Genomic DNA, 23,095 nt, shown 5'->3' on the forward strand with positions numbered 1-23,095 from the left:
AATAGTTTTCATGTGTTTATATAGAATGAGATGGTTAGAATAAGGTTTTTAGCTGCTCTATTTAGTAACATATACATTTACAATCTCCTATGGGAGATAAATAGGTAGTATGGTATTTTAGCTTTTCTAGTTTAATTTTTCAGAGTTTATCAAATGAATAAACGTTCATTGTTGTTTGTTTCGTTGGTTGGTGTAGCTTTCATGGGATGCCAATTGTTATTCGGTTATCGTGACTACAGTGCTTGTAAACAATTGTCAGAAAAACAGAAAACAATATCAGCTCAAATTCTTTCTTCTGTTGAGTCTATGGGATTGAGCGTAGCTCCTTGGAAAAAATGTTCTGACGAGCAGTATGATAAAAATCATTATGCTATTCGTTTTGGAAATAGTTTACTTCTCTTAAGTAGAGATAAGGCGGAGAATACAGTTCATTTTTGTAACCAAGCTTGGAGTTTGATTGAAGAAACGACAACTTTTGGTAATATTCGTGTCGCTTTGTATGGCGATGAAGTATCTAGTTTGCCAGAATCTGGAAAAATATTTCTTCCAAATACTCAAGAAGGACTACCGGTGTTGGCTGTTGAATTTCGTAATAATCAAGAGCCTATTGTTTTCTTCGGAGAATATAAACAGGGTAGGCTATACAATAAGGATGGTGCAATCTATAGTACCTCTTTAGTCTTTTGGCGTTCTGGAAATGAGTATGTGCCGTTGGGGATTTATGATGCCCGAGAAGAACGTTTAGAATCATTAGATTTGCCTATTACTAAAGTTGCTATGTTTGGAGCAGAGCAACTAACGACAGGACAAAATCAATACTTTGTTTTGTCCAATGATTATATGCAGCTAGTAATTTCTCAGGAAAGCGGTTCTATAGAAGGTATTAATTTACCTTTTGTTACTACGAGTGAAAAGAGTATTGTTAATCAGATAGGCTTCGATAAAGAACTTGTTGAACAAGCTCCTAGTGAAGCGACATTCCCTGGGGTTTCTGGAGAATTGCCTGGAAATAAGCCTACTTCTAATGTAATTGGTGGCTACTACCCCTTGCTGCGTAGAGGGATTTTATCAAATCATGAGAAAGAAGTTTCTTCCTGTTATCACGCGTTGAACATAGTTTCTGGTCGTGAATTGACATCCCTGGTTTCTTCTGGCTATAGAGTTATTAGTTTTGACAATCAAGTTCTTCGCTTAGAAAGCTTAGATGGTTCGATCATTAAGACTTATAATCTATTAAATTCACAACCATATGCTTTTGAGCTGGAAGTAAATCTAACGAATCAATCTGATGATTTATGGATTACTTCTGGGGTGCCTGAAGTGGAGATTATGTCTAATGCTTTTGTTCCGTCGATGAAGTATTATCTTACTCAAAACAACAAAGGTCGACTAGATAAGGCAAAATTACCTAAAGCAAAAGACCCCTTGTATGTCCGTAATAACGTTTATCCACATTGGGTTCTCAACTCTAATGGCTATTTTGGTGTTATTTTAACACCTCTTTCTGAAATTCCATCCGGCTATGCAACCTCTTATATTTCTGGGGCTTCTGTTCCTACTCGTTTGTCTTTGATCGCACCTAGAAATCAAGCTTATCCAGCTATTAAGTATCCAGGATATGAAATGCTTTTGCCGTTACAAAAAGGTGTAGCAAAACATAAGTTCCTTATCTATGCAGGTCCCTTAGCTGAGCCTACTTTACGTCTACTTGATAAGGCGTATACAACTTCTGAAGGCAATAGCCCTGGTTACTTAGAGTGTATTACATTTAGAGGCTTTTTTACTTTTATTACTGAGCCATTTGCAGCCTTGCTATTCATCATTATGAAATTTTTTAAAGCAATTTCCGGCTCATGGGGGATTTCTATTATTCTCCTGACTGTGTTTTTGAAGTTTCTTTTGTATCCCCTTAATGCTTGGTCCATTCGTTCTATGAGACGTATGCAAATATTGTCCCCATATATCCAAGAGATACAACAGAAATATAAAAAAGAGCCTAAGCGTGCGCAAATGGAAATTATGTCTTTATATAAGACCAATAAAGTCAATCCAATTACTGGTTGCCTGCCCTTAATTATACAATTACCATTTCTTATCGCGATGTTTGATCTATTAAAGTCCTCATTTTTACTTCGAGGAGCCTCTTTCATTCCAGGATGGATAGATAATCTGACAGCTCCTGATGTTCTTTTTTCTTGGAGTACTCCGATTTGGCTGATTGGTAAAGAGTTCCATTTATTGCCAATTCTTTTAGGGTTAGTAATGTTTGCTCAGCAAAAGATGAGTTCCGCAAAGAAAAAGAATATAGTAACTGATCAGCAACGTCAGCAGGAAGCTATGGGGACGATGATGGCTGTTTTGTTTACTGTTATGTTTTATAACTTTCCTTCGGGATTAAATATTTATTGGTTATCTTCAATGCTATTAGGTTTAATCCAGCAATGGGTCACTAATAAAGTTTTAGATCGAAAACACGTTAAAGATGAAGTGATTCTGAATAAAAGAAGATAGATATTTTCACGGAAAAATCTGTTTTATATTAAAAAAGAATTAAGGAAAACTATTTACATGAGATAGTTTTATGCGAGCTTGGGAAGAGTTTCTTTTGCTACAAGAGAAAGAGATAGGGACAAACACTGTCGATAAATGGCTTAGGTCGTTGAAAGTTGTTTGTTTTGATGCATGTAACTTATATCTTGAAGCAAAGGATTCTTTCCAAGTGACTTGGTTCGAAGAGCATATTCGATACAAGGTGAAATCTAGTCTGGTTAATAACAACGGGAAGTTGATTCGAGTTCATATAACTTCTTTAGATAAAACTATTCCTTTTTATCAGGAGAAACACATACAACAAGAAAAAAGTGCATACTTCACCATGAATTATGGGGAAGTTAATCCAGAGATGGGATTTTCGAGTTTCTTAGTGACTCCAGAAAATGATCTTCCTTTCCGTATTCTGCAGGAATTTACGCAACCTGGAGATAATGGTGCGGGTTTTCCTTTCAATCCTATTTATATTTTTGGCCCAGAAGGGGCTGGAAAAACGCATCTTATTCAATCAGCAGTTTCTCTGCTAAGAGGTATTGGGGGCAAGATACTGTATGTTACTTCTGAGCTATTTACTGAACATTTAGTTTCGGCAATACGTTCTGGAGAAATGCAGCGATTTCGTTCCTTTTATAGAAATGTCGATGCCCTATTCATAGAAGATATTGAGGTGTTTTGTGGTAAAGGAGCTACCCAGGAAGAGTTTTTCCATACCTTTAATTCTCTCCATATGGAAGGTAAACTGATCGTTATTTCTTCCGCACACGCGCCTAGGGATCTTAAGGCTATGGAGGAACGCCTGATTAGTCGTTTTGAATGGGGAGTGACTGTTCCGATACATCCTTTGACAAAAGAGGGATTGCGCAGCTTCCTATCAAGACAGGCAGAGCAACTTTGTGTGCGTATCGAAGATACTGCCCTAGATTTTCTTATTCGTTCTTTGTTTTCCAATATGAAGACTCTTCTTCATGCTATGAAGTTGCTATCTAAACGTGTGGCTATTAAGAAGTTGTCTCAACAACTGCTATATGAAAACGATCTTCGTAATTTATTGCGTGATGTACTAGAAGCGGCTGATAATGTGCGATTAACACATACCGGTATTATCAGAGCTGTTGCTCAATACTATAATGTCTCTCCTGAAAGTATATTAGGGCGGTCACAATCAAGAGAGTATGTCTTACCTAGGCAAGTTGCTATGTACCTATGTCGCGAAAAGTTGTCTTTGTCTTACGTAAGAATTGGTGACATCTTTTCTAGAGATCATTCAACAGTAATTTCTTCAATACGTCTAGTATCGCAAAAAATAGAAAATAGAAATTCTGCTATAAGCATTGCCATTCAAGATTTAATGAAACAACTTACATCTTCCTATAAAAGTCTTGAATTTCTTCCGGAAGAGGAAATTCCCTGTTAGTTTATTGATTGTAAATTTTCTGTGTTTGTTTTTCATAACACTTTAATAACTGTTGTTTCAAATATAGCGCTAATTGGCTTATAGATATAGCTGCCACAACTGCCTGTACAACTAAAATAGCTATAATCCCTCCAGAAATAGCTACTTGACTATTCGTAAGTACTATAATACTAAAGATGGATGAGAAAACTAAGAATATCAATAGTGTAATTCCATGGTTGTATTGGATTTGATGTCTATAACGTTTTGTTTCAACATTTCTTGAGAAATGGCTGCGATGTGAACTATTGAAGTAGGAGGTGGAGGATGGGGTAGAAGAATTAATATCGTTTAACGTAAAAACGTTCTTGTTTGGTCTATTAGAAAACTTGCCAAATTCGTGAGCTTTCATAATCACTTCCTTTGTTTTTCTGCGAACTGTACTCTTTGGGTGGCAATTAAGATGGGGAGAATTTTGTATATTTTAAATGCCAATCGCTCATTGCAGCTCGATGATTGCAACATACGTTGTGCAAAAAATATATTAAATTTCTTTTTATTTTTAAGTATTTCGTCTTCTGGATCTGATTCAGGGAGTCCTGAAAGTCTTTCTTTTTTTTCTTTTTTGTCATATGGAAACGTAGAAACCATCCTCATACTAGTTTTATAGGCATAAAATGGCTTTTGATAAGAATTTAGTAAATGTAGAAAGTATGAAACAAGCGATATTAGATCGCTTATATTTTGGTGTTGTGCAATCTCCAGAATCTGCTTCTCCTAGAGATATATTTACTGCTGTTTCAAAAACAGTAATGGAATGGTTAGCTAAAGGATGGTTAAGAACACAGAACAGTTATTATAAAAATGATGTTAAACGTGTTTATTACATATCCATGGAGTTTCTACTTGGAAGAAGTTTAAAAAGTAATCTTTTAAATTTAGGAATACTAGATCTAGTAAAACAAGCTTTAGCAAGCTTGAATTATGATTTTGATAGTTTAGTTAATATGGAATCTGATGCTGGATTAGGGAATGGAGGATTAGGAAGACTTGCTGCATGCTATTTAGATTCCATGGCAACTTTAGGCATTCCAGCCTATGGTTATGGGATCAGATATGATTATGGTATTTTTGACCAAAAGATTGTAAATGGGTATCAAGTTGAAGCACCAGATGAATGGTTGCGTTATGGTAATCCATGGGAAATATGCCGTGGAGAGTATTTATACCCTATAAGGTTTTATGGACGAGTCATTCATTATACAGATGCTAGAGGGAAAGAAATTGCGGAGCTTGTCGATACTAAAGAAGTACTCGCAATGGCTTATGATATTCCTATTCCAGGTTATGAAAATAACACGGTAAACTCTCTTAGACTGTGGCAAGCACAATCTCCGCATGGTTTTGATTTCACTTATTTTAACCATGGTAATTATATCCGTGCCATTGAAGACATTGCACTAGTAGAAAATATTTCTCGAGTTCTGTATCCAAATGATACCATTTCTGAGGGCCAGGAATTACGTTTAAAGCAGGAATACTTTCTTGTTTCAGCAACTATTCAGGATATTCTGCGGAGGTATACCAAAACTCACATTTCTTTAGAACACCTACCCGATAAGGTTTCTGTACAGTTGAATGATACGCATCCAGCTCTTGGGATTGCGGAAATGATGCATATTCTTGTAGATCGCGAAGAGTTGCCTTGGGATATAGCTTGGGGCATGACTACCAAGATCTTTAATTATACTAATCATACTATTCTTCCGGAAGCATTGGAACGCTGGCCTATTAGTTTATTTGCAAAATTATTACCCAGACATCTGGAAATTATATACGAAATTAATTCCAGATGGTTAGATCAAGTCTCTCTACGCTACCCTGATAATCATGATAAGCGCAGATCTCTATCGATTATAGAAGATGGTAGTGAAAAACATGTTAATATGGCTAATCTAGCTATTGTGGGTTCTAATAAAGTGAACGGGGTTTCATACTTTCATTCCCAGCTAATTAAGGAAACTCTTTTTAAAGGGTTTACTGAATTCTTCCCTGAGAAATTTATTAACGTTACTAACGGTGTTACTCCAAGACGTTGGCTAGCATTATGTAATCCAAGATTAAATAAATTACTGAACCGTGTTATTGGAAGCAAACATCTTATTGATCTATCTCAACTCTCTGAAATTAAAAAGTTCACAGACGATTCTTCTTTTCGTGATTCTTGGAGACAAGTGAAATTAAAAAATAAAGAAGATTTAGCTAGAACAATTGTAAAAATAGTTGGGGAGCCTATTGATCCTTCATCTATGTTTGACTGTCATGTTAAACGTATTCATGAGTACAAAAGACAATTAATGAATGTTCTCCGCGTTATTCATCAGTATAATCAGATAAAAAATGGTACGATATCTAGGGATCTTCTTGTGCCAACCACTGTTATATTTTCTGGTAAAGCGGCTCCTGGTTATGCAATGGCTAAGTTGATTATCAAACTTATAAATAGTGTCAGTGATGTTATAAATAAAGATGCAAATGTTAAAGAGTTTTTAAAGATTATTTTCTTGCCAAATTATAGAGTGAGCTTGGCTGAAATGATTATTCCTGCTTCTGATTTATCTGAGCAAATATCAACAGCAGGTTTCGAAGCATCTGGTACTGGGAACATGAAATTTGCTCTCAATGGAGCTCTAACAATAGGCACTATGGACGGAGCTAATATAGAGATGCTTGATTATATTGGAAGAGAAAATATGTTCATTTTTGGGCTGTTGGAAGAAGAAATATCGCAGCTACGTAGAGAATATTATCCTCAGTCAATCTGTAATAGAAACCCAGAAATTGCCCAAATTATCAACATGATTGATCAAGGATATTTCAATTCTTCAGATAAGGATTTATTCAAACCAATAGTACACAGATTATTGCGTGAAGGAGATCCTTTCTTCATATTAGCTGATCTAGAGTCTTACATTCAAGCACATGAGAACGCACAAAAATTATTTACGCTACCAGAAGAATGGACGAAAAAATCAATTTATAATGTGGCAGGGATAGGCTACTTCTCAAGTGATCGTGCAATAGCTGACTATGCTAGGGATATATGGAATATCCCTATACAAAACCGTTAATTTAACAGCAACACAGCGGGTGATTCTAGAATTTTTTGCAAACGTTTCATAAACATAGCTGCCGGATATCCATCAATAACTCGATGGTCAATGGATAAAGTAAGAACGCAAGTAGATCCCACAGTGATTTCATTGTCAATGACAATGGGCTCTTGCTGGACACTTCCTACAGCAAGAATGGCAGCTTGAGGAGGATTAATAATTGCGGTAAATTCAGTAATTCCTGTCATTCCTAGGTTAGATATACAGAAAGACCCGCCTTTATATTCTTCCTCAGACAAGGTTTGATTTTTCGCTTTTGTAGCTAAACTCTTAATTTCTGCTGAAATAGTACCGATATTTTTACGATCTGCACAACGAACTATTGGTGTAATTACGCCATCAGGAATTGCAACTGCTATCGAGATGTCGATAGTTTCAAATCGAACAATTTTATTATCAATACTATTAAATCCTGAATTAATTTCTGGAAATTCCTTAAGAGCAAGGGCACATGCACGTACAATACAATCGTTAATAGACAATTTAATTTTTTGTGCCTGCAACTCTTTTAGTAAATTTAAAAGAGGAGTTGCGTAGACCTGTTGACGCACGTAAAAATGTGGAATAAATGTCTTGGCTGCTTGTAGCCTTTGGGAAATAATCTCTCGGATTGGAGAGAGGTTTTCTTCGTGATAAGAACCTGGAGGGACATGAGGAGCTTCGGGGTAGCCAAAGCCTGCTATCCCTCTTGTAGGGGCTTTATCCAAGTCTTTTTTTACAATCCTTCCTCCAGGGCCACTACCTTGAATTCCTGAGACGTCAAGATTTTTTTCTTTAGCTAACTGTCTTGCTAACGGGGACATGGTGTTAGATGTCCCAAAAACTTTTATAGACAAAGGCTGTGTGAGCGGAGGTTCTGGTTTAAATCCAACTGTAACCATTGTGGTCTGATTCTTAGAATTCGAATCCATAGCTTCATTAGATTCGCTACTATTCGTATTATCCGTGTTATATGTTGGAGAGACTGGAGCAGTGGGGAGTATTTTCTCCAAATCATACGCCTCATCTTTATCTGTTGAGATGATTGCGATTGCTTTGCCTATCGGAATTTTATCTCCTTCATTAACCAAAATTTCTCTAAACCAACCATCTTCGGAAGCAGCATGTTCCAAGACAGCTTTATCAGTAGATATTTCTACAAGAACATCGCCGAAATGTATTTCATCACCTATTTGTTTATGCCACTTAACTATTGTTCCTAATTCCATAGTAGGGGATAGCTTTGGCATCTTTAATAAGGAAATCACAAACTTACCTCACGATTTTTTCGATGGTATCTAAAATACGGTTAATATTAGGAAGAGTTGCTTGCTCTAAAGTTTTATTGTAAGGCATAGGGGTTTCTTTTTGACACACTCTCAGTGGAGGATGATCTAAATAATCAAAACCATGTTCAACAATTGTTGCTATAATCTCAGCAGATATACCAGAAAAATAATGCCCTTCCTCTACAATTATGCAATTACCAGTTTTTTTAACGGAAGAAAGTATGCCAGAGATGTCTAAAGGTTTTATCGTGCGTAAATCGAGTATCTCAATTGAGAGTCCCCAACGCTGTTTCGCTACTTGTACAGCACTTTTAACTACTGATACCATACGACTATAGGTAATGATAGTTAGATCTTCTCCTTCTTGCACAATACGTGATTTGCCAATCGGAACTAAATATTCTTCTACTGGAATCTCGCCTTTCAGATTATACTCTAGCTCGTTTTCTAAGAACAAAACAGGATTATTATTGCGAATCGCAGACTTTAATAGTCCCTTAGCGTCATAAGGATTTGATGGAGCGATAATAATCAGACCAGGAATATTGGCGTATAAAGCCTCAACACAATGAGAATGTTGACAAGAAACTTGGGCTGCTGCTCCGTTAGCGCCGCGAAATACGATAGGAACAGAAAAGGCACCCCCAGTCATATAATGCATTTTTGCTGCATGAGAAATGATCTGGTCTGCGGCGACAAATGAAAAGTTCCAACTCATAAACTCTATAATAGGTCGTAGCCCTGTTAAAGCAGCCCCAACTCCTATTCCGGAGAAAGCTGCTTCACTAATCGGAGTGTCAATCACTCGTTTAGGCCCCCATTTGTCTAAAAGTCCTTTTGTAACTTTATAAGCCCCGTTATATTCAGCAACTTCTTCTCCTAATATACAAACATTAGGATCACGAGCCATCTCTTCATCAATTGCTTCTCTTAGAGCTTCTCGAATTTCTAAAGTAACATATTTAGGCATATACACCTTCTTCAAGTGAGAGAATAGATGGTTCCGGGTCAGATTTGGCTTCAGAGAATGCTTGCAATACGTAATCCCTACATTCCTGACGCATTTGTTTGAAATTATCTTCCGACAATATTCCCATTTTCACTAACCAATCCTTAGCAAAAATGATAGGATCCTTTTTGAGAATACATTGCATTTCTTCTTTAGTTCTATATAGATTTGGATCGGAAATCGAATGACCTCTAAATCTAGAGCATAAACATTCTACAATGATGGGACGACCGGTTTCTAGAATATGTTTGCAAGCTTTCTGAAATCCTAAAAGAGCGTTGAACAAATCGAAACCATTTATTGTGACCGAGGGGATTCCATAAGACGTCGCTTGGGATTCTCCTAAAGGTTGCTTAGCAATTGCACGATGAAGAGCTGTTCCCATTCCCCAGCCATTATTTTCAATAACCAACATAAGAGGAAGATCGTGGAGAGAAGCAAAATTCATAGTTTCGTGAAATACGCCTTGAGCAACGGCTCCATCCCCAATAAAGCTTAAAGATATCTTGTTTTCATTGCGGTACTTAATAGCAAAAGCAGCTCCAGCTGCAAGAGGAATCTGTCCGCCTACGATACCAAAGCCTCCTGGGAAGTTAGGACCGCACATATGCATAGAGCCACCTCGTCCCAAAGCACATCCTGTTTCTTTTCCTAACAGCTCAGCCGCCAAAGATTTCAGAGGAATACCTAGTAAAATAGCAACCGCATGACAACGATATGAAGCAAAAAACCAGTGATCTTTCCCTGTATTGGCAAGGGCAGCTGTTGCTACAGCTTCTTGTCCGCTGTAAGAATGGTAAAAACCACCAACAAGACCCTCAAGATACGCTTCCTCACCGCGAACCTCGAATTCACGGATAAGCATCATTTGTTTAAGAAAATTCACGCAATTATCGACGCCATACCCATCGATAATTTCTCGGAGAATAGCCTCGTCAGTAGTTTGAGAGGCCATGTTATACAAAGAAGTATTACACATAACCGGTGTAGGAATCACGTAAAGGATTAAGTTCAGCCCATTATAAAGTTATGGATTTGAAAATACAAGGGCAAAAAAGTAATTAAGTTTTTTAAAAAATATAAAAAACTTTAACATCTTTTGAGTTTAAAAGTTTCGTCGAAAGAATGGGGGGCTATGGGGGAATGGACATTTTTGGCAGATTAAACCGTCGTAGTCAGTTTTACGTGGACAAAATAGATCAGGTTATACGAGATCCTTCTAATAATCTTTACGGAGATGAAAATAAAGGTGATGTATTAGAAAAAAAATTACTAGATATAACCAAACGTATAGTTACATCTGCTCGTGAATTTCAAAGTGGTGGGAAAAAGACGAGCGATTATCTAAAAAAGACCAGGTGGTTATCTTATAAAAATGAAAAACTGGAAGAAGCTAGAGAACTTTTTTTAATGTTATCTTCTGTTGATCAGAGGATATCACAACTGTTCTTTTATGCGCCTCCTTGTGGAATGTATTGGGAAGACTTTGTTTGTTGTGTCCAAGATATTATTAGAGAAGATTATGGCTTAGGAGGGATTATATTTGATTGCGGTCCTTTTGAAAAACAATGCCGTTACGTACGTTCTCTAAATCAAGGTCAATCTGTTCCATTTTTGTTAGTATCTTCCATACCCCATAGTTTAGAGTACTATCTATCTCATCGAGAACTCTCATTGATGGAGTGTGATGATCTTTATAGGTTAGGAAAGGAAATAGGGGATTTACTTAAGATTAATGGCGTTACTATTTCGTTAATTTTTAACGAGATTATGTATATGGATCCTCTAAAATATTCAGATTTTATTAGTGGCTTAAAACGTAGTGGGAACATACAAGGAAAATTGTATCGCTGCGACTTTTCTAGAATTTCATCTTCTTCTAATAATCCCATTGCCTTGCGTTATAGTTTAGCGAATACTATTCGGGGATTATCAGTAGACGTAGATTTCTCAAGTTTAAAATTCATGTCATGCTCCATGCTTTCAAATACAGAGAATGCAATAAAAGCATTAAATTATGGTGGAGAGTGCTTTACTTTTTCTACTCTGAAGGATTTTAAAAAAGGAGTGAGGATAGTGGCTCAACTCATTTCCTCAGGAAAAATAAGCTCACAAATAATAAACAAGACTATAATGAAGATACTAACTTTAAAGAGGCAGTTAAATCCAAGCCTCACGTACGATGGTTAGCTCTTAGTTGTAGCGGATTTACAGTATTATGAAGTTGATGAAATAGCTTCTTCCGAATCTTGAACATCGAGTTCTTTAATTCTCTTTTCTAAATTAGCAACTCTTTCTTCTAGCTTAGGTAGAGTACGAATTTTTGCTACTTGACGATGGATTTCTTGATATGGGCGTGCAGGAGCACCTCCATAAATTCCCGGAGAAGAAATCGTTTTGGTTACTCCAGTTTGAGCCATCATAATCACATGATCAACAATAGAAATATGGCCGGTGATGCCCGTTTGTCCACCAACAATTACATGATTTCCCAACTTAGTCGAGCCAGCGATACCTGCCTGAGCAACGATCAAGCCGCATCTACCCACTTCAACATGGTGTGCTATTTGGACTTGGTTGTCAATTTTAGTGCCTTCCCGGATTATTGTTGGTTTAAAACGACCTCTATCTATAGTCGTATTAGCACCAATTTCAACATCATCCTCAATAATAACTCGTCCTAAGTGTTTCAAATGTTTGTGCTGACCAAAAGCATTCGTGATATAGCCAAAACCACACGAACCGATAATTGCTCCAGGCTGTATAATAACGCGTTTACCTATGCTTACTTTCTCTCGAACAACTACACGAGGATGAATAAATGAACCATCTCCTATAGTGGTATACGCGCCAATAGAACTACCAGAACCAATATGGCAATTATCTCCGATACACGTGTGTTGACCAATTACTACATGTGGTTCTATGCAAATATTATGTCCCAGTTTAACTGTAGGATGAATAACTGCAGTAGGATGGATGCCAGAAAATCCAGAATCTACAGAAGGAATAAAAAGCTCTACACATTTTTGGAATGCTTGTGAAGGCGATTCGGATACTACTAAAAAGTTTTTATTTAATTCCGAATACTTCTTAGCTTGAGCTTTAGATATAATAATCGCACCAGCTTCCGTAGTTTTTAGATAACGAGAATATTTCTCATTATCTAAAAACGTAATATGGTGAAGACGCGCTTCACTGATTTCCTCAATACCAGAAATAGGAGTTTCTGTATTGCCTAGCACTTCGGCTTGCAGTATGTCTGCCAATTGCTGCAGGGTATAGATAGTTTCTTCGGTCATACAAAACTCCTTTGGTACTAAGGCTTCCTAACTATTTTTAAAAGAATCATCAAGAATCTTAATTATCTCGCTGGTTTTATCGGAATCTGGAGCAATAGATAAAACAATTTCTTCATTTAAAATAGCTTGTAAGCCTTCTTTTTCTCTAACAACTTCTGCGGCTTTTTTAACCTCTTGAATAAGCTTTTGGAGACGCTTCATGTTGCTCTGATTCATCGTTTGGTAATATTGCGATTGTAAAGCTTGGTATTCTGCAGAGAGTTCCTCAAATTTCTTACGAAGCTCTTCTGATGCTGATGAAGACAGGCTCTCCATATAATCTTCGTCTTGAAGCTTATTATACAGAGAAGAGAGCTCTTCCTCCATTTTCTCTACATTCTTGGAGAATTCGCGTTTCATAACTTCCAGCTCTTCCATTTCTTTTTTGCCCATCTGGGACTCTTCAAGGCATTTTTTTAGATTGACTACCCCCAAAGTCCCACGATTATTGGAAGCAGCTCCCAGAACTGTTGCTGGAATAGTTAAAGAGAACAAGCCCAAACAGACGGAATAAAGTGATTTTTTCATAGTAACCTTTATAAGCTAAAAGACAATAAGAAGGACATTAACAAAAGCATTCTTTTCTGCAATGAGAATAAATAGTCAACCCCTTTTTCATCCATAATAGTTAGAATACTCCTCCTAAAGCAAAGAAGAAACGTTGCGATACGTCTATCTTCTCTCCATTGAACATCTCTGTTGGTCGGAACGGCCAACCAAATCCTAACATTACAGGTACATTATTCATTACATCAAATCGCAATCCAAATCCAGCACTTCCACAAAGATCTTTCAGTGAGATAGTATATTCTTTTAAGCCAACAAATCCGGAATCAAGAAAAACAAAAGCGCTAACATTTGGTTGGGAGATTAGAGGGTATTGGAACTCTTCCGTTAGTAATAGCGAAGAAAGTCCTCCTTGAGGCTCTGTTGGGGAAAACTTTGGACCAATGATGAATGGCTTATATCCACGAACTGTAGTTTCTCCGCCTAAGAAGAACCTTTCACTGATGGGAATTCCTTCTATTGTAGTATCACCAAATGGCTTTAGGAATTGTGCTTCTCCCTTGATTTTCAAAACTCCTTTGCGGGTGAGTTTCCTATAAATTGAGCTGTTGATGGTTAATTTAGTGAAATGATAGGAGCCACCTAAGCCAGAGACTTCGAAATTCAGGCCACCACGTATTCCCGCAGTGGGATTTCTAGGATTATTAACTGAATCATAGTTTAAATTAATGCCGGCAGCAGAAACGAATCCCTTATTGCTATCAAGATCTGGCCCAGCTTTCACTCTAGACTTTTTTTGTAGACTAGTCTGGCTGCCACGATAGTAAATACCATACTTCAATCTTTCATTGAGAATGTAAGTTGTACTGACATTCCCACCATACGTTTCTACGGAGTAGTCTTTAGAAAGTGCTCGGTTAATAGATTTATCTAATTCAACACCCAAAATCCAAGGGGTATTTAAAAAATGAGGTTTAGTCCACTTCAGAGTATAGTCCGTAACTTTATCTCCGAAGTTCGCTTTCAAGAATAAATACTCTCCACCACCTCTTAAAGCTTTAAAACCTTTAGAAAACAAGTGTCTTGAGCCCAGAAGATCAAAATTACTTTCTGAAAGCTCAACACCCCCAAAGAGGTTATCCAAAGAACTGAATCCTAGAAATAGTCCTAAGTTTCCAGTAGTTGTTTCTTTTACTTCTACAAAAATATCTCGATACTGATCAGCGTTATCTAACGGATCTAATTGTGTCCGCACAGTATACACGCTAACGCTCTGAAAATAACCGGTATTTCTCAAACGTTGTTCGGTTTCTTCAAGTTTTAATCTGTTAAATGTATCTCCTGGAAAAAGAGAAATTTCATGGAGAATAACATCATGCTTAGTATGAGTATTGCCTGTGATCTTAATTAAACCGACTTTATATGGAGAACCTTCGGTAACTTCGTAAGTGACGTCATAAACTGGCCTAGAAGAATGAGGAGAAAAGACGACGTCAACATTCGTATTAATGTATCCATATCTTGCGAAAGTATTTTTGATTCTTTGTGCGCCATCCCAAATTTGTTCTGGACAATATATGTCATTAGGGGAGACTGACAACTGTTTTTCTACTAATCGCTTAGGAAGGATTTTTTGCCCATCCACGTGTACGTGGCCTAAAGTGTATAAAGGGCCTTTTTCTACGTTAATGGAAAGAACGATGTTTCCACAATTATCTACTTGATAGCTTGGGGTCGCAACAGCATCAGCATATCCTAAATTATGTAGATAATTCGCAATCGTAAAAGAGTCTTGTTCAACTATATCAGGGTGATACAATCCAGCTCCAGTAAACCAGCTCGTTGTTCTAGAGTACTCTTTAGTTAAAATAAGCTCTTTGATTTCCGATCTTTCTGATCTAGTGACTCCATTAATTTTTAGTAGTTTAATCTTTCCACAAGGACCTTCCTGAATTCGAATAGTGATATCTATATAACCTTGATGCTCATTGTGGTTGAGGTCATAAGTCAATTCTGATTCGAAGTAACCACGTTTTAGATAATAGATTTTTAAGTCATCAAAATTCTTTAAAAATTTTTCTCTGTCAAATAAATCGTTTTCATATAGCTGGAGAGTTTTAAGAACTTTATGAGTGGGGATTGCATTATTTCCTACAACTTGTATTCTGCGGATGCAGGGCTTAGCTACTAGAGAGAGAGAAATATTTGTCTTTCCGTTAGCAAATTCCACTTTAGGTTCTACTTTATCGTACTCTTTTGCTAGTGTTCGCAAATCTTCGTCAAAATCAGACTGTGAGAAGATAGTCCCACTTCTGGTCTTCAATTTGGGGAGAGCATGTTTGTTGGATGTGTTTTCCCCTTCTGTTACCACAGTGATTGATTCAACGATGGTATACCCTTCCTTAATCGATTCTTTTGCCGAGAGAACTAAGGGAGCCTGGATTAGAGCTAGGATGGTAAACCGTAGAACAATTTTATTTTGTATTGCAAACATTACAGAGAAATTCCCCTAAAACAGAAAAGCTTGTTTTTTCAAGTAAGCACAAAAATAAGCGGTGGGATGTTTTTTAACAAGAGCTTACTCTATTCCTATTAGTAGTATATTCTAGATATCACGACACAACCTATAAGACATATTGTTATCAGTAGGGGCTTCTTCCTGTAAAAGCTCTAGATAAAGTGCCGGAGTCTATGTAGTCAAAAGATAATCCTACAGGTAATCCTAGGGCTAATCTAGAAATAGAACTTGAAAATTCAGATAGTTCTTGTTTTAAGAATAAGGCAGTCGCATCTCCTTCGAGAGTGGCGTCTAAGGCTATAATAATTTCTTTAGGTCTTAAAGTTCTTACCCGATCCTTTAATAGATGCAATCGATCTTCTTCAATATGTTTTCCGGAAATGGGGGATAGTAAATTACCTAAAACGTAATAGTGCCCTTTGAAAACTCTAGATCTCTCTAAGGAAAAAACATCTTTCGAAGTGGCAACGATACAAAGAACGGATGAATCTCTAGACGGGTTACAGAAATAACAATCAGATTCAAAATTCTCTTTGAGACAAAAACATGTCTTACAGTAGCTCCGATTGATAGATATTTCTGAAAATGCTTTCGCGACTGATTGTAGTTTTTCGGCATCCCATTCTAGTAGTTCAAAAGCTAATTTTTCGGCGGTTTTAAAACCTATGCCAGGCAGCTTCCTAAGGAGAGAAATTAGCGTTGATAAGTATTCAGGGTATCGCAACATTTGTACAGATAATCTAATATTCGTAAATATTTTTCACCAATCCATGATGGGTATGGTGGTGTATGAAATAAAAGTTAGGGTATAAACTCTTTGAATAGTATACTAGCATTTTTCTTTATTTATGGTTGTCTGTGAAAAAAGTAAGAAAAGCATCTATTTGGTCTACGGGTTCCTATTTGCCTCAGAAGATTTTGTCGAATTCTGATTTAGAACAAATGGTTGACACTTCGGATGAGTGGATAGTCACTCGTACTGGGATTAGAGAGAGACGTATAGCTTCTGATGATGAATACACTTCAGTGATGGGAGGCAAAGCTGCAGAAAGAGCAATTGCTGCTGCGGGGATAGATAAGAGTGAGGTGGATTGCATTATCTTTGCAACTTCTGCACCGGATTATATATTTCCTTCGAGTGCTGCTCTGGCTCAAGCCTATTTGGGAATAAAAGAGGTCCCTGCTTTTGATTGTATGGCCGCGTGCACAGGGTTTCTTTATGGCCTGTCTTTGGCCAAAGCATATGTTGAGTCTGGTACATATAAAACCATTCTTTTAATCGCTGCAGATAAGCTGTCATCTTTTGTAAATTATCAGGATCGCAATACCTGCGTCTTGTTCGGAGATGGTGCCGCATCTTGTGTTGTTGGGGAGAGTCGCCCAGGAGCTCTTGAGATCACCCATGTGAATCTAGGTGCCGATGGTGGTTTGGCGGAGCTGCTGAGTTTGCCAGCAGGTGGTAGTCGTTTGCCAGCTTCTCTAGAGACAATTTCTAAGGGCAAGCATTATATTTCTATGGAAGGAAAGGAAGTATTCAAGCACGCTGTAAGAAGAATGGAATTCGCTGCAAAGTCTTGTATTTCTGCAGCAGGCATAGAAGAGAGTGATATCGATTGGCTGGTCCCTCATCAGGCAAATGAGAGGATTATAGATGCTATTGCCAAACGTTTTGATGTTGAGGATTCTAAAGTGTTCAAGACTCTTTCGAAATATGGAAATACTGCTGCGTCTTCTGTGGGAATTGCTTTGGATGAATTGTTGCGTACGCATACAATTAGCTCGGATGAATATTTACTTCTAGTTGCTTTTGGCGGAGGACTATCCTGGGGTGCTGTAGTACTCCAAAAGATTTAGAGGAACAATAGAATGAAGTTTGGTTTATTATTTCCGGGGCAGGGAAGTCAGTACGTTGGCATGGGTAAGGATTTAGCTGATGCATATCCTGAGGCAAGGGAGTTATTTGAACAGGCGGATGATTTTCTTGGCTTTTCTCTGTCGTCCGTCATGTTTTCTGGTCCCGAAGAACGGCTTTTAGAAACTGCATATAGTCAACTTGCCATTTATCTGCATAGTTTATGTGTGCTTCGTGTGCTCTCATCTCGTTCCTCTATAACTCCTTCTGTCGTTAGTGGGTTGAGCTTGGGAGAATATACGGCTTTATGTGCTTCAGATCGTATATCTTTTGTAGAAGGGCTGGATATAATTGATAAACGTGCTCGGTTTATGAATGATGCTTGCAGACAGTCTCCAGGGAGTATGGCAGCTATTTTAGGTTTGTCGGCTGATATCATAGAGCAAAATCTGAAGAGTTTGGGTAATGGTATTTGGGTGGCAAACTATAATGCACCTAAGCAGATAGTTGTTGCAGGTATTCTAGAAAAGGTTGAGCAGGCTGTATCTTTATTCCAGGAGCTAGGAGCGAAGAGAGCCGTTATGTTAAAAGTTTTTGGTGCATTTCATTCTCCTTTAATGGAAGTGGCGCAAGATCTTCTTGCTCCCTATTTGTATGATTTAAATATTAAATCCTCTTCTATACCTTTGATTTCCAATGTGTTGTCCAAGCCTATTTTAGATGCTGAAGAAATTCGTCAGTGTTTAGTGAAACAGATGACATCTCCTACTTTGTGGTATCAAAGTTGTCAACAAATGGATCCCATGGTCGATCGTTTTCTAGAAGTAGGCCCGGGAAGAGTTTTGTGTGGTTTACATAGGTCTATTGGTCTCAGTAAGCCGATTAATGCTTTAGGTACAGCCGAAAATATTGAGAAATTTTTAGCGGAGTTATGAATCTATGGATAAGTTATTGCTTGGGAAAAAAGCGATTATTACAGGGGGATCTCGTGGTATAGGCTTTGGCATAGCTAAGTTATTTGTTGAGCATGGCGCTACTGTTGAAATTTGGGGGATAAATGCTGCAAAGGGCAAGGATGCTGCTCGAGAGTTATCTCTAGGAGGTCTAGAGGTTGCTTACGGTAATGTTGATGTGAGTAGTTTCGAATCGGTTAAAGAGGCGTCCGATAAGTTTTTATCAGTTCACGGTGGGATTGATATTTTAGTGAATAATGCAGGTATTACTCGTGATAATTTACTTATGCGAATGACGCATGAAGAGTGGTCGTCTGTTATTAATACTAACTTAAACTCTATCTACTACACTTGTTCTTCTGTAATCCGTTCCATGATTAAAGCTCGTTCCGGTTCGATCGTGAATATCACTTCTATTGTGGGATTGATGGGTTCCCCTGGGCAAACTAACTATGCTGCCGCGAAGGCTGGCATTATTGGGTTTAGTAGGGCGCTTTCTAAAGAGGTAGCAGCTCGTAACATTCGCGTAAATTGTATAGCTCCGGGGTTTATCGATACGGATATGACTCGGGTTCTGGATGATAAGTTAAAAACTGATTGGATTAAAGGTGTCCCTATGGGCAGAATGGGTATGCCTGAAGACGTTGCCAGTGCAGCACTGTTTCTAGCTTCCCCTATGTCCTCTTATGTTACAGGACAAGTATTGAGTGTAGATGGTGGGGTTACTTTTTAGGCTATTTTGAAAAATAGAATTCAAGATATTTGTCTCCTGGGTATGAAAGATAATGATGACAGCTTCCTTGTAAGTTTAGTGTTATTTAAGGATAAGGGATGGTCTAAGTTTTCCTGAGTTGGGAGAAGTGTGGCTTTGGAATGTCTTTTTTAGATACTGATTTATTTATCTTTCCTAGGATTTTTTGGATAATTGTGTAGAAAAACATAAGGATATAGCAATGAGTTTAGAAGACGATGTAAAGGCAATTATTGTTGAGCAGTTGGGTGTAGATCCAAGTGAAGTAACTGAAACAGCTTCATTTATCGAAGATCTTAACGCAGATAGCTTAGATTTGACAGAATTGATTATGACTTTGGAAGAGAAATTCAAGTTTGAGATTACAGAAGAAGAAGCTGAGACACTACGCACTGTTGGTGACGTAATTCATTACATTAAGCAACGTCAAGGTTAGTTATACCTTTTTCTAGCTATTTTCTTATTCTTATTGGTGCGTGCCGTTGCTGAGAACTAGTCTCGAAAGGGATTTCTTGAGCTTGGTAGGCACCTTTTCTGTCTCTTTTCTTAGATTTTTTAAGCTTGCACAGAACGGAAAGTAATTTGTTTGGTGTACAGTTCTAAAAGTGCTAATGCAACAGAGGGGCATTCTTCAATGATGCTAAAAAATTGTCCTTTACTCAGGATGAGCAAGCGTACTTGTGTAATCGCTTCAGCGTCATATTCTCGAGGTTTATTATTGAATAAACTTTCTTCACCAAAGCAATCTTCCGATTTTAGCGTTACATTTGAGTAAGGATCTTCTTGAGAAATCTTTACGTATCCTTCCGCAATAATGTACAAGCTAAACCCTGACTGTCGTTTAGAAAAAATTTTGGATCCAGGCTTAAAAACCATAATTTCTGTTTTATCGGAAATAGCCAAGAGTAGGTCCATATCCAAAGAATTGAAAATCATAGTTTTTTTTAATAAGAAGGCTCTATCGATTAAGTTCATCGTTTCTTAAATACCTAGCTTGATTTATATGGTGAAAAAGGGAATTAAAGCATCAGAATCTTCATCGAGAAGATACGACTCATCATTATCAATGTTAGAAAGTAGAGAACTGGGTTGGAAATCGGGATCACACCTACCAAGTTCTTCTCTTAGCTGACGAGAAGTTAACTTGCTTAGCAGTGATGGAGAATTTTCCATCATGTTCAATAATTCTTTTAAGGTTAAAGGGATGACCCCACATTTGAAATAGTATTTTTCAGTTTTGTGAGATTTTTGATGTATGAAGGGATCTAAGAGGTTAAATAAATAGTGGTCGCAATTCTTTTCTAAAGATTCTAATGCTTGGGCTTTTGCCTTTTGATTCTTTCCTGTCAATGCGCGTACTAGCACATCAGAGTGTTCAACAGAACCTAAAATTCCTAAAATTTCTAACATAAATTTTACTTCTGCTTGATAATTGGACTCTAAGGTGTTTACAAGTAAATTAAGATTATATTGAGGATTATGAGATTGAATATAGTTTTTATGATAGTCGTAAAACAATGCTTTGGAAGCTTTTGATTTTACAACCTTATAGGCATGCTTTTTTAATAGTTTATTATCGATTTTACATAGAGCTTTTGCAGCAAATATCCGGCAACAATTGTGCATACTGTCATCGCACAATATTTTAAGAAAGGTAGTGGCTGTTTCTTTGGGAAGATGTTCTAAAATAGCTTCGGCATGTTTTCTGGAACCACTTTTTAGAGACGCCGTTGCTATCATAAATTCCTTGACTACAGTTGAGTCTAACAAGACTCCTATTGTTTTCAACAAATAGTAACAGACTTTATCGTGATAAGTATTGTGTTTTAAGGTATGGATCAGCTTTTTTGTATAAGTTTTGTGAGATGTTCTAACTGAGGCACACAGTGCTTTACATGTTTGTAGTAAAATCTTTTCGTCAGAAGTATCTAGAAAATGAATTAATTTATCAAAATTATCAGGATTTTTCTCTAGCATAAGAATTCCTAATCCCATGGAAACAATGGTAGAATCCGAAGAAGAGAGTAGTTCATTTAGGCGATCATTCGCAAAATCTCGATATCTTCCGGATATTTCTTGTCTGCGTACTGTTAAAATAGCTGCAAAAAGTTTATTTCCTGGTTTGCAGTATAGGTCTTCTACAACGTCAGATATTTTCAGTAAATCGTGTTCTGCAAAGTAGAGGTGAATAGAGGAAGCAATAGCAGGATGAGGAGAGATTATAGACCAACGTTTTAAAAGCTCGAGGGTGAGGAAATCTTTAGCCCATAAGCTATTCTTTAACATATCAAGAGCTTTTAATTTGCTGGGGAGGCTTAACTTATTGATATGAGCCAGTAGACTAGGTAAGACGCTCCTGCTACCTAAATTAAGTAAATGTTGAAAAGCAAAAGTTTGGTGGCGTTCATTTTCATGTTTAAGATGTGATAATAGGAGCAATTCGATCTGCCGTTTCTGTTTTAATGGCATGGTTTTGATCCAATCAACCATTGTTCTTTTAAGATATACTGCCTGTGAAGATAAGTTTCTAAGGATTGCTTTAGCATAATACGAACGTAACAGGAGTACGAGAATAAACGCTGCTATAGATATAATTAGGCAAAGAGTATATTGCTTCGAGATGGCAAAACATACAATTGCCCAAACAAACATTCCGACTGGCTCTATAAACGATTCGATAGCTATCCGGATTTGGTTCCTTATTTTATTAGGGACTCCGTAGATAAGAAGCTGTAGGTTGTTATCGTCCAAGGCATAAGTAATTCCCTCTCTCGCGATCATGCCTATTGTAGCAATGTTGACTGATGTTTTAAATGTCCAACAAAGGAAGAGTTGTATGAAACATAGAGGGGCAAATAATATAATATTATTAATTCCTAGATTCTTAACGATCCTACTGTAAGCAAAAAAAGCAAAACACATATTTCCTAAAGAGATCCAGGAAGACCATTTAGTAATATGCTCTGTTAATTGAAAACGATCTTTTGTTGAGAAGTGATCTTCAAATATCTTTAAGTAATTAAATTCAGTTGCAATTGCTAGAAGTTGCATTAAGAAATAGAAGAGCAACAAATAAAAAGTATATTTGTCTTTAATGCACAGACGTAATGCTTTCGAGATCGAGGGGGGGTGTCCTGTGTCTAGGAAATGATCGTGATCTTCTGAGAGTTCTTTTAAAGAATGGGATACGTAGTGGATGATTGGGTAAGTACAAAGTAGTAAGCCAATGAATAGTAATATAATTTTTTCAATACCAATGTATTGAATTTGGTTAACGATACCAGAGCCTATAGCATCTGCAAGGAAAACTACAGCGTTAAATATGCAAAAATGACGTTTTGCATCTTGGAGATTAAAAAATTGGTCTACAAATCCCCAAAAATTTGTATACGCAAGAATAGTAAGGCTCCACATAAGTATACGGTAGAAAAAAAGAGGACGCTGCGGGAGGGGGCCAGAACTAGCAGATATATGAAAGAATAAGTAGATATTACAGACAATAGCGCCGGTTATAGGAATTAAAAAAAGCGTTTTTTGGGAAACTTTTTTTTGAATAAGTTGTAAAGTATTAAAGAGGAGAATAAGCAAAGAAGAGAGGAAGACCATAGGTAAGTCGTCGGTAAAGCGGAAGCGCCAACTTCCTCTAAAAAAAGCCCCTCTGCAAGCGCCCAGGATCCATAGCATCCTATTCCCCATACAAGCCCAAGAAAGAGGAAGAAAAAAGCACGTTTTTCTTCTCCATGATGCAAGTTCAGTAGAAAACGAAGGGCTTTTTGCATA

Annotated in this window: 17 protein-coding genes and 1 pseudogene; 8 read left to right on the forward strand and 10 right to left on the reverse strand. The window is 37.3% G+C overall.

The annotated features are described in order from the left end of the window. The first annotated feature begins 153 nt into the window (after positions 1 to 153). Both yidC and dnaA read left to right on the forward strand, forming a co-directional pair. Positions 154 to 2,511 carry a membrane protein insertase YidC gene (gene yidC, locus H359_RS02470; protein WP_020370093.1) on the forward strand — a complete coding sequence of 786 codons (2,358 nt, stop codon included), beginning with the start codon at positions 154 to 156 and terminating at the stop codon, positions 2,509 to 2,511. Positions 2,512 to 2,581: 70 nt separating this feature from the next. After that, positions 2,582 to 3,964, forward strand: coding sequence for a chromosomal replication initiator protein DnaA (dnaA, locus tag H359_RS02475; RefSeq protein WP_020370094.1), 1,383 nt, complete (start codon positions 2,582 to 2,584; stop codon positions 3,962 to 3,964). 1 nt (position 3,965) lies between these two features. Here the strand turns inward: dnaA and H359_RS02480 are convergent, their stop codons facing one another. After that, the gene (locus H359_RS02480) at positions 3,966 to 4,355 is read right to left on the reverse strand and encodes a hypothetical protein (protein WP_020370095.1); all 390 of its coding nucleotides are present in this window, start codon (positions 4,353 to 4,355) and stop codon (positions 3,966 to 3,968) included. A gap of 265 nt (positions 4,356 to 4,620) precedes the next feature. Between H359_RS02480 and H359_RS02490 the strand changes: the two genes are divergently transcribed. Further along, complete coding sequence (locus H359_RS02490; protein ID WP_020370097.1) at positions 4,621 to 7,074, forward strand: glycogen/starch/alpha-glucan phosphorylase; 2,454 nt, start codon at positions 4,621 to 4,623, stop codon at positions 7,072 to 7,074. Here H359_RS02490 and H359_RS02495 read toward each other — a convergent pair. Genes H359_RS02495 through pdhA form a run of 3 tightly spaced genes read right to left on the reverse strand, consistent with a single transcriptional unit; the run spans position 7,071 to position 10,372 of the window. Then, positions 7,071 to 8,363 carry a pyruvate dehydrogenase complex dihydrolipoamide acetyltransferase gene (locus H359_RS02495; RefSeq protein ID WP_020370098.1) on the reverse strand — a complete coding sequence of 431 codons (1,293 nt, stop codon included), beginning with the start codon at positions 8,361 to 8,363 and terminating at the stop codon, positions 7,071 to 7,073. The two genes, H359_RS02490 and H359_RS02495, sit on opposite strands and share 4 nt — an antisense overlap. Before the next feature lie 4 nt (positions 8,364 to 8,367). Beyond that, positions 8,368 to 9,354, reverse strand: a complete 987-nt coding sequence (locus tag H359_RS02500; protein ID WP_020370099.1) for an alpha-ketoacid dehydrogenase subunit beta — start codon at positions 9,352 to 9,354, stop codon at positions 8,368 to 8,370. Next, positions 9,347 to 10,372: a pyruvate dehydrogenase (acetyl-transferring) E1 component subunit alpha gene (gene pdhA / locus H359_RS02505; RefSeq protein ID WP_020370100.1), complete on the reverse strand. Its 1,026-nt coding sequence runs from the start codon at positions 10,370 to 10,372 to the stop codon at positions 9,347 to 9,349. The genes H359_RS02500 and pdhA overlap by 8 nt, the downstream gene beginning before the upstream one ends. A gap of 164 nt (positions 10,373 to 10,536) precedes the next feature. On the opposite strand from pdhA, the gene H359_RS02510 reads away from it, so the two are divergent. After that, complete coding sequence (locus tag H359_RS02510) at positions 10,537 to 11,583, forward strand: hypothetical protein (protein WP_035392089.1); 1,047 nt, start codon at positions 10,537 to 10,539, stop codon at positions 11,581 to 11,583. A gap of 26 nt (positions 11,584 to 11,609) precedes the next feature. Here H359_RS02510 and lpxD read toward each other — a convergent pair whose 3' ends face one another. The 4 genes from lpxD to recR all read right to left on the reverse strand — a co-directional run bounded on the left by lpxD (position 11,610) and on the right by recR (position 16,486). Further along, positions 11,610 to 12,695, reverse strand: coding sequence for a UDP-3-O-(3-hydroxymyristoyl)glucosamine N-acyltransferase (gene lpxD, locus H359_RS02515; protein ID WP_020370102.1), 1,086 nt, complete (start codon positions 12,693 to 12,695; stop codon positions 11,610 to 11,612). 27 nt (positions 12,696 to 12,722) lie between these two features. Then, positions 12,723 to 13,262, reverse strand: coding sequence for an OmpH family outer membrane protein (locus H359_RS02520; RefSeq protein WP_020370103.1), 540 nt, complete (start codon positions 13,260 to 13,262; stop codon positions 12,723 to 12,725). Between the two features lie 100 nt (positions 13,263 to 13,362). Continuing rightward, complete coding sequence (bamA, locus tag H359_RS02525; protein WP_020370104.1) at positions 13,363 to 15,735, reverse strand: outer membrane protein assembly factor BamA; 2,373 nt, start codon at positions 15,733 to 15,735, stop codon at positions 13,363 to 13,365. A 148-nt stretch (positions 15,736 to 15,883) separates the two neighbouring features. Further along, on the reverse strand, positions 15,884 to 16,486 hold the full coding sequence (gene recR, locus H359_RS02530) for a recombination mediator RecR (RefSeq protein WP_020370105.1): 603 nt from the start codon (positions 16,484 to 16,486) through the stop codon (positions 15,884 to 15,886). A gap of 131 nt (positions 16,487 to 16,617) precedes the next feature. On the opposite strand from recR, the gene fabH reads away from it, so the two are divergent. The 4 genes from fabH to acpP all read left to right on the forward strand — a co-directional run bounded on the left by fabH (position 16,618) and on the right by acpP (position 19,751). After that, positions 16,618 to 17,613: a ketoacyl-ACP synthase III gene (gene fabH, locus H359_RS02535; RefSeq protein WP_020370106.1), complete on the forward strand. Its 996-nt coding sequence runs from the start codon at positions 16,618 to 16,620 to the stop codon at positions 17,611 to 17,613. Positions 17,614 to 17,625: 12 nt separating this feature from the next. Further along, entirely contained in the window at positions 17,626 to 18,546 is a 921-nt protein-coding gene (fabD, locus tag H359_RS02540) for an ACP S-malonyltransferase (protein ID WP_020370107.1), read from the forward strand. 4 nt (positions 18,547 to 18,550) lie between these two features. After that, positions 18,551 to 19,297 carry a 3-oxoacyl-ACP reductase FabG gene (fabG, locus tag H359_RS02545; RefSeq protein ID WP_020370108.1) on the forward strand — a complete coding sequence of 249 codons (747 nt, stop codon included), beginning with the start codon at positions 18,551 to 18,553 and terminating at the stop codon, positions 19,295 to 19,297. A gap of 220 nt (positions 19,298 to 19,517) precedes the next feature. Then, on the forward strand, positions 19,518 to 19,751 hold the full coding sequence (gene acpP, locus H359_RS02550) for an acyl carrier protein (protein WP_020370109.1): 234 nt from the start codon (positions 19,518 to 19,520) through the stop codon (positions 19,749 to 19,751). 119 nt (positions 19,752 to 19,870) lie between these two features. On the opposite strand, the gene H359_RS02555 is transcribed toward acpP, so the two are convergent. Then, positions 19,871 to 20,290, reverse strand: coding sequence for a cyclic nucleotide-binding domain-containing protein (locus H359_RS02555; protein WP_020370110.1), 420 nt, complete (start codon positions 20,288 to 20,290; stop codon positions 19,871 to 19,873). 24 nt (positions 20,291 to 20,314) lie between these two features. After that, a pseudogene (locus H359_RS02560) lies at positions 20,315 to 23,094 on the reverse strand (hypothetical protein). Position 23,095 lies beyond the last annotated feature (1 nt).

This window comes from Chlamydia ibidis 10-1398/6, from assembly GCF_000454725.1.
Taxonomy (GTDB): Bacteria; Chlamydiota; Chlamydiia; order Chlamydiales; family Chlamydiaceae; genus Chlamydia; species Chlamydia ibidis.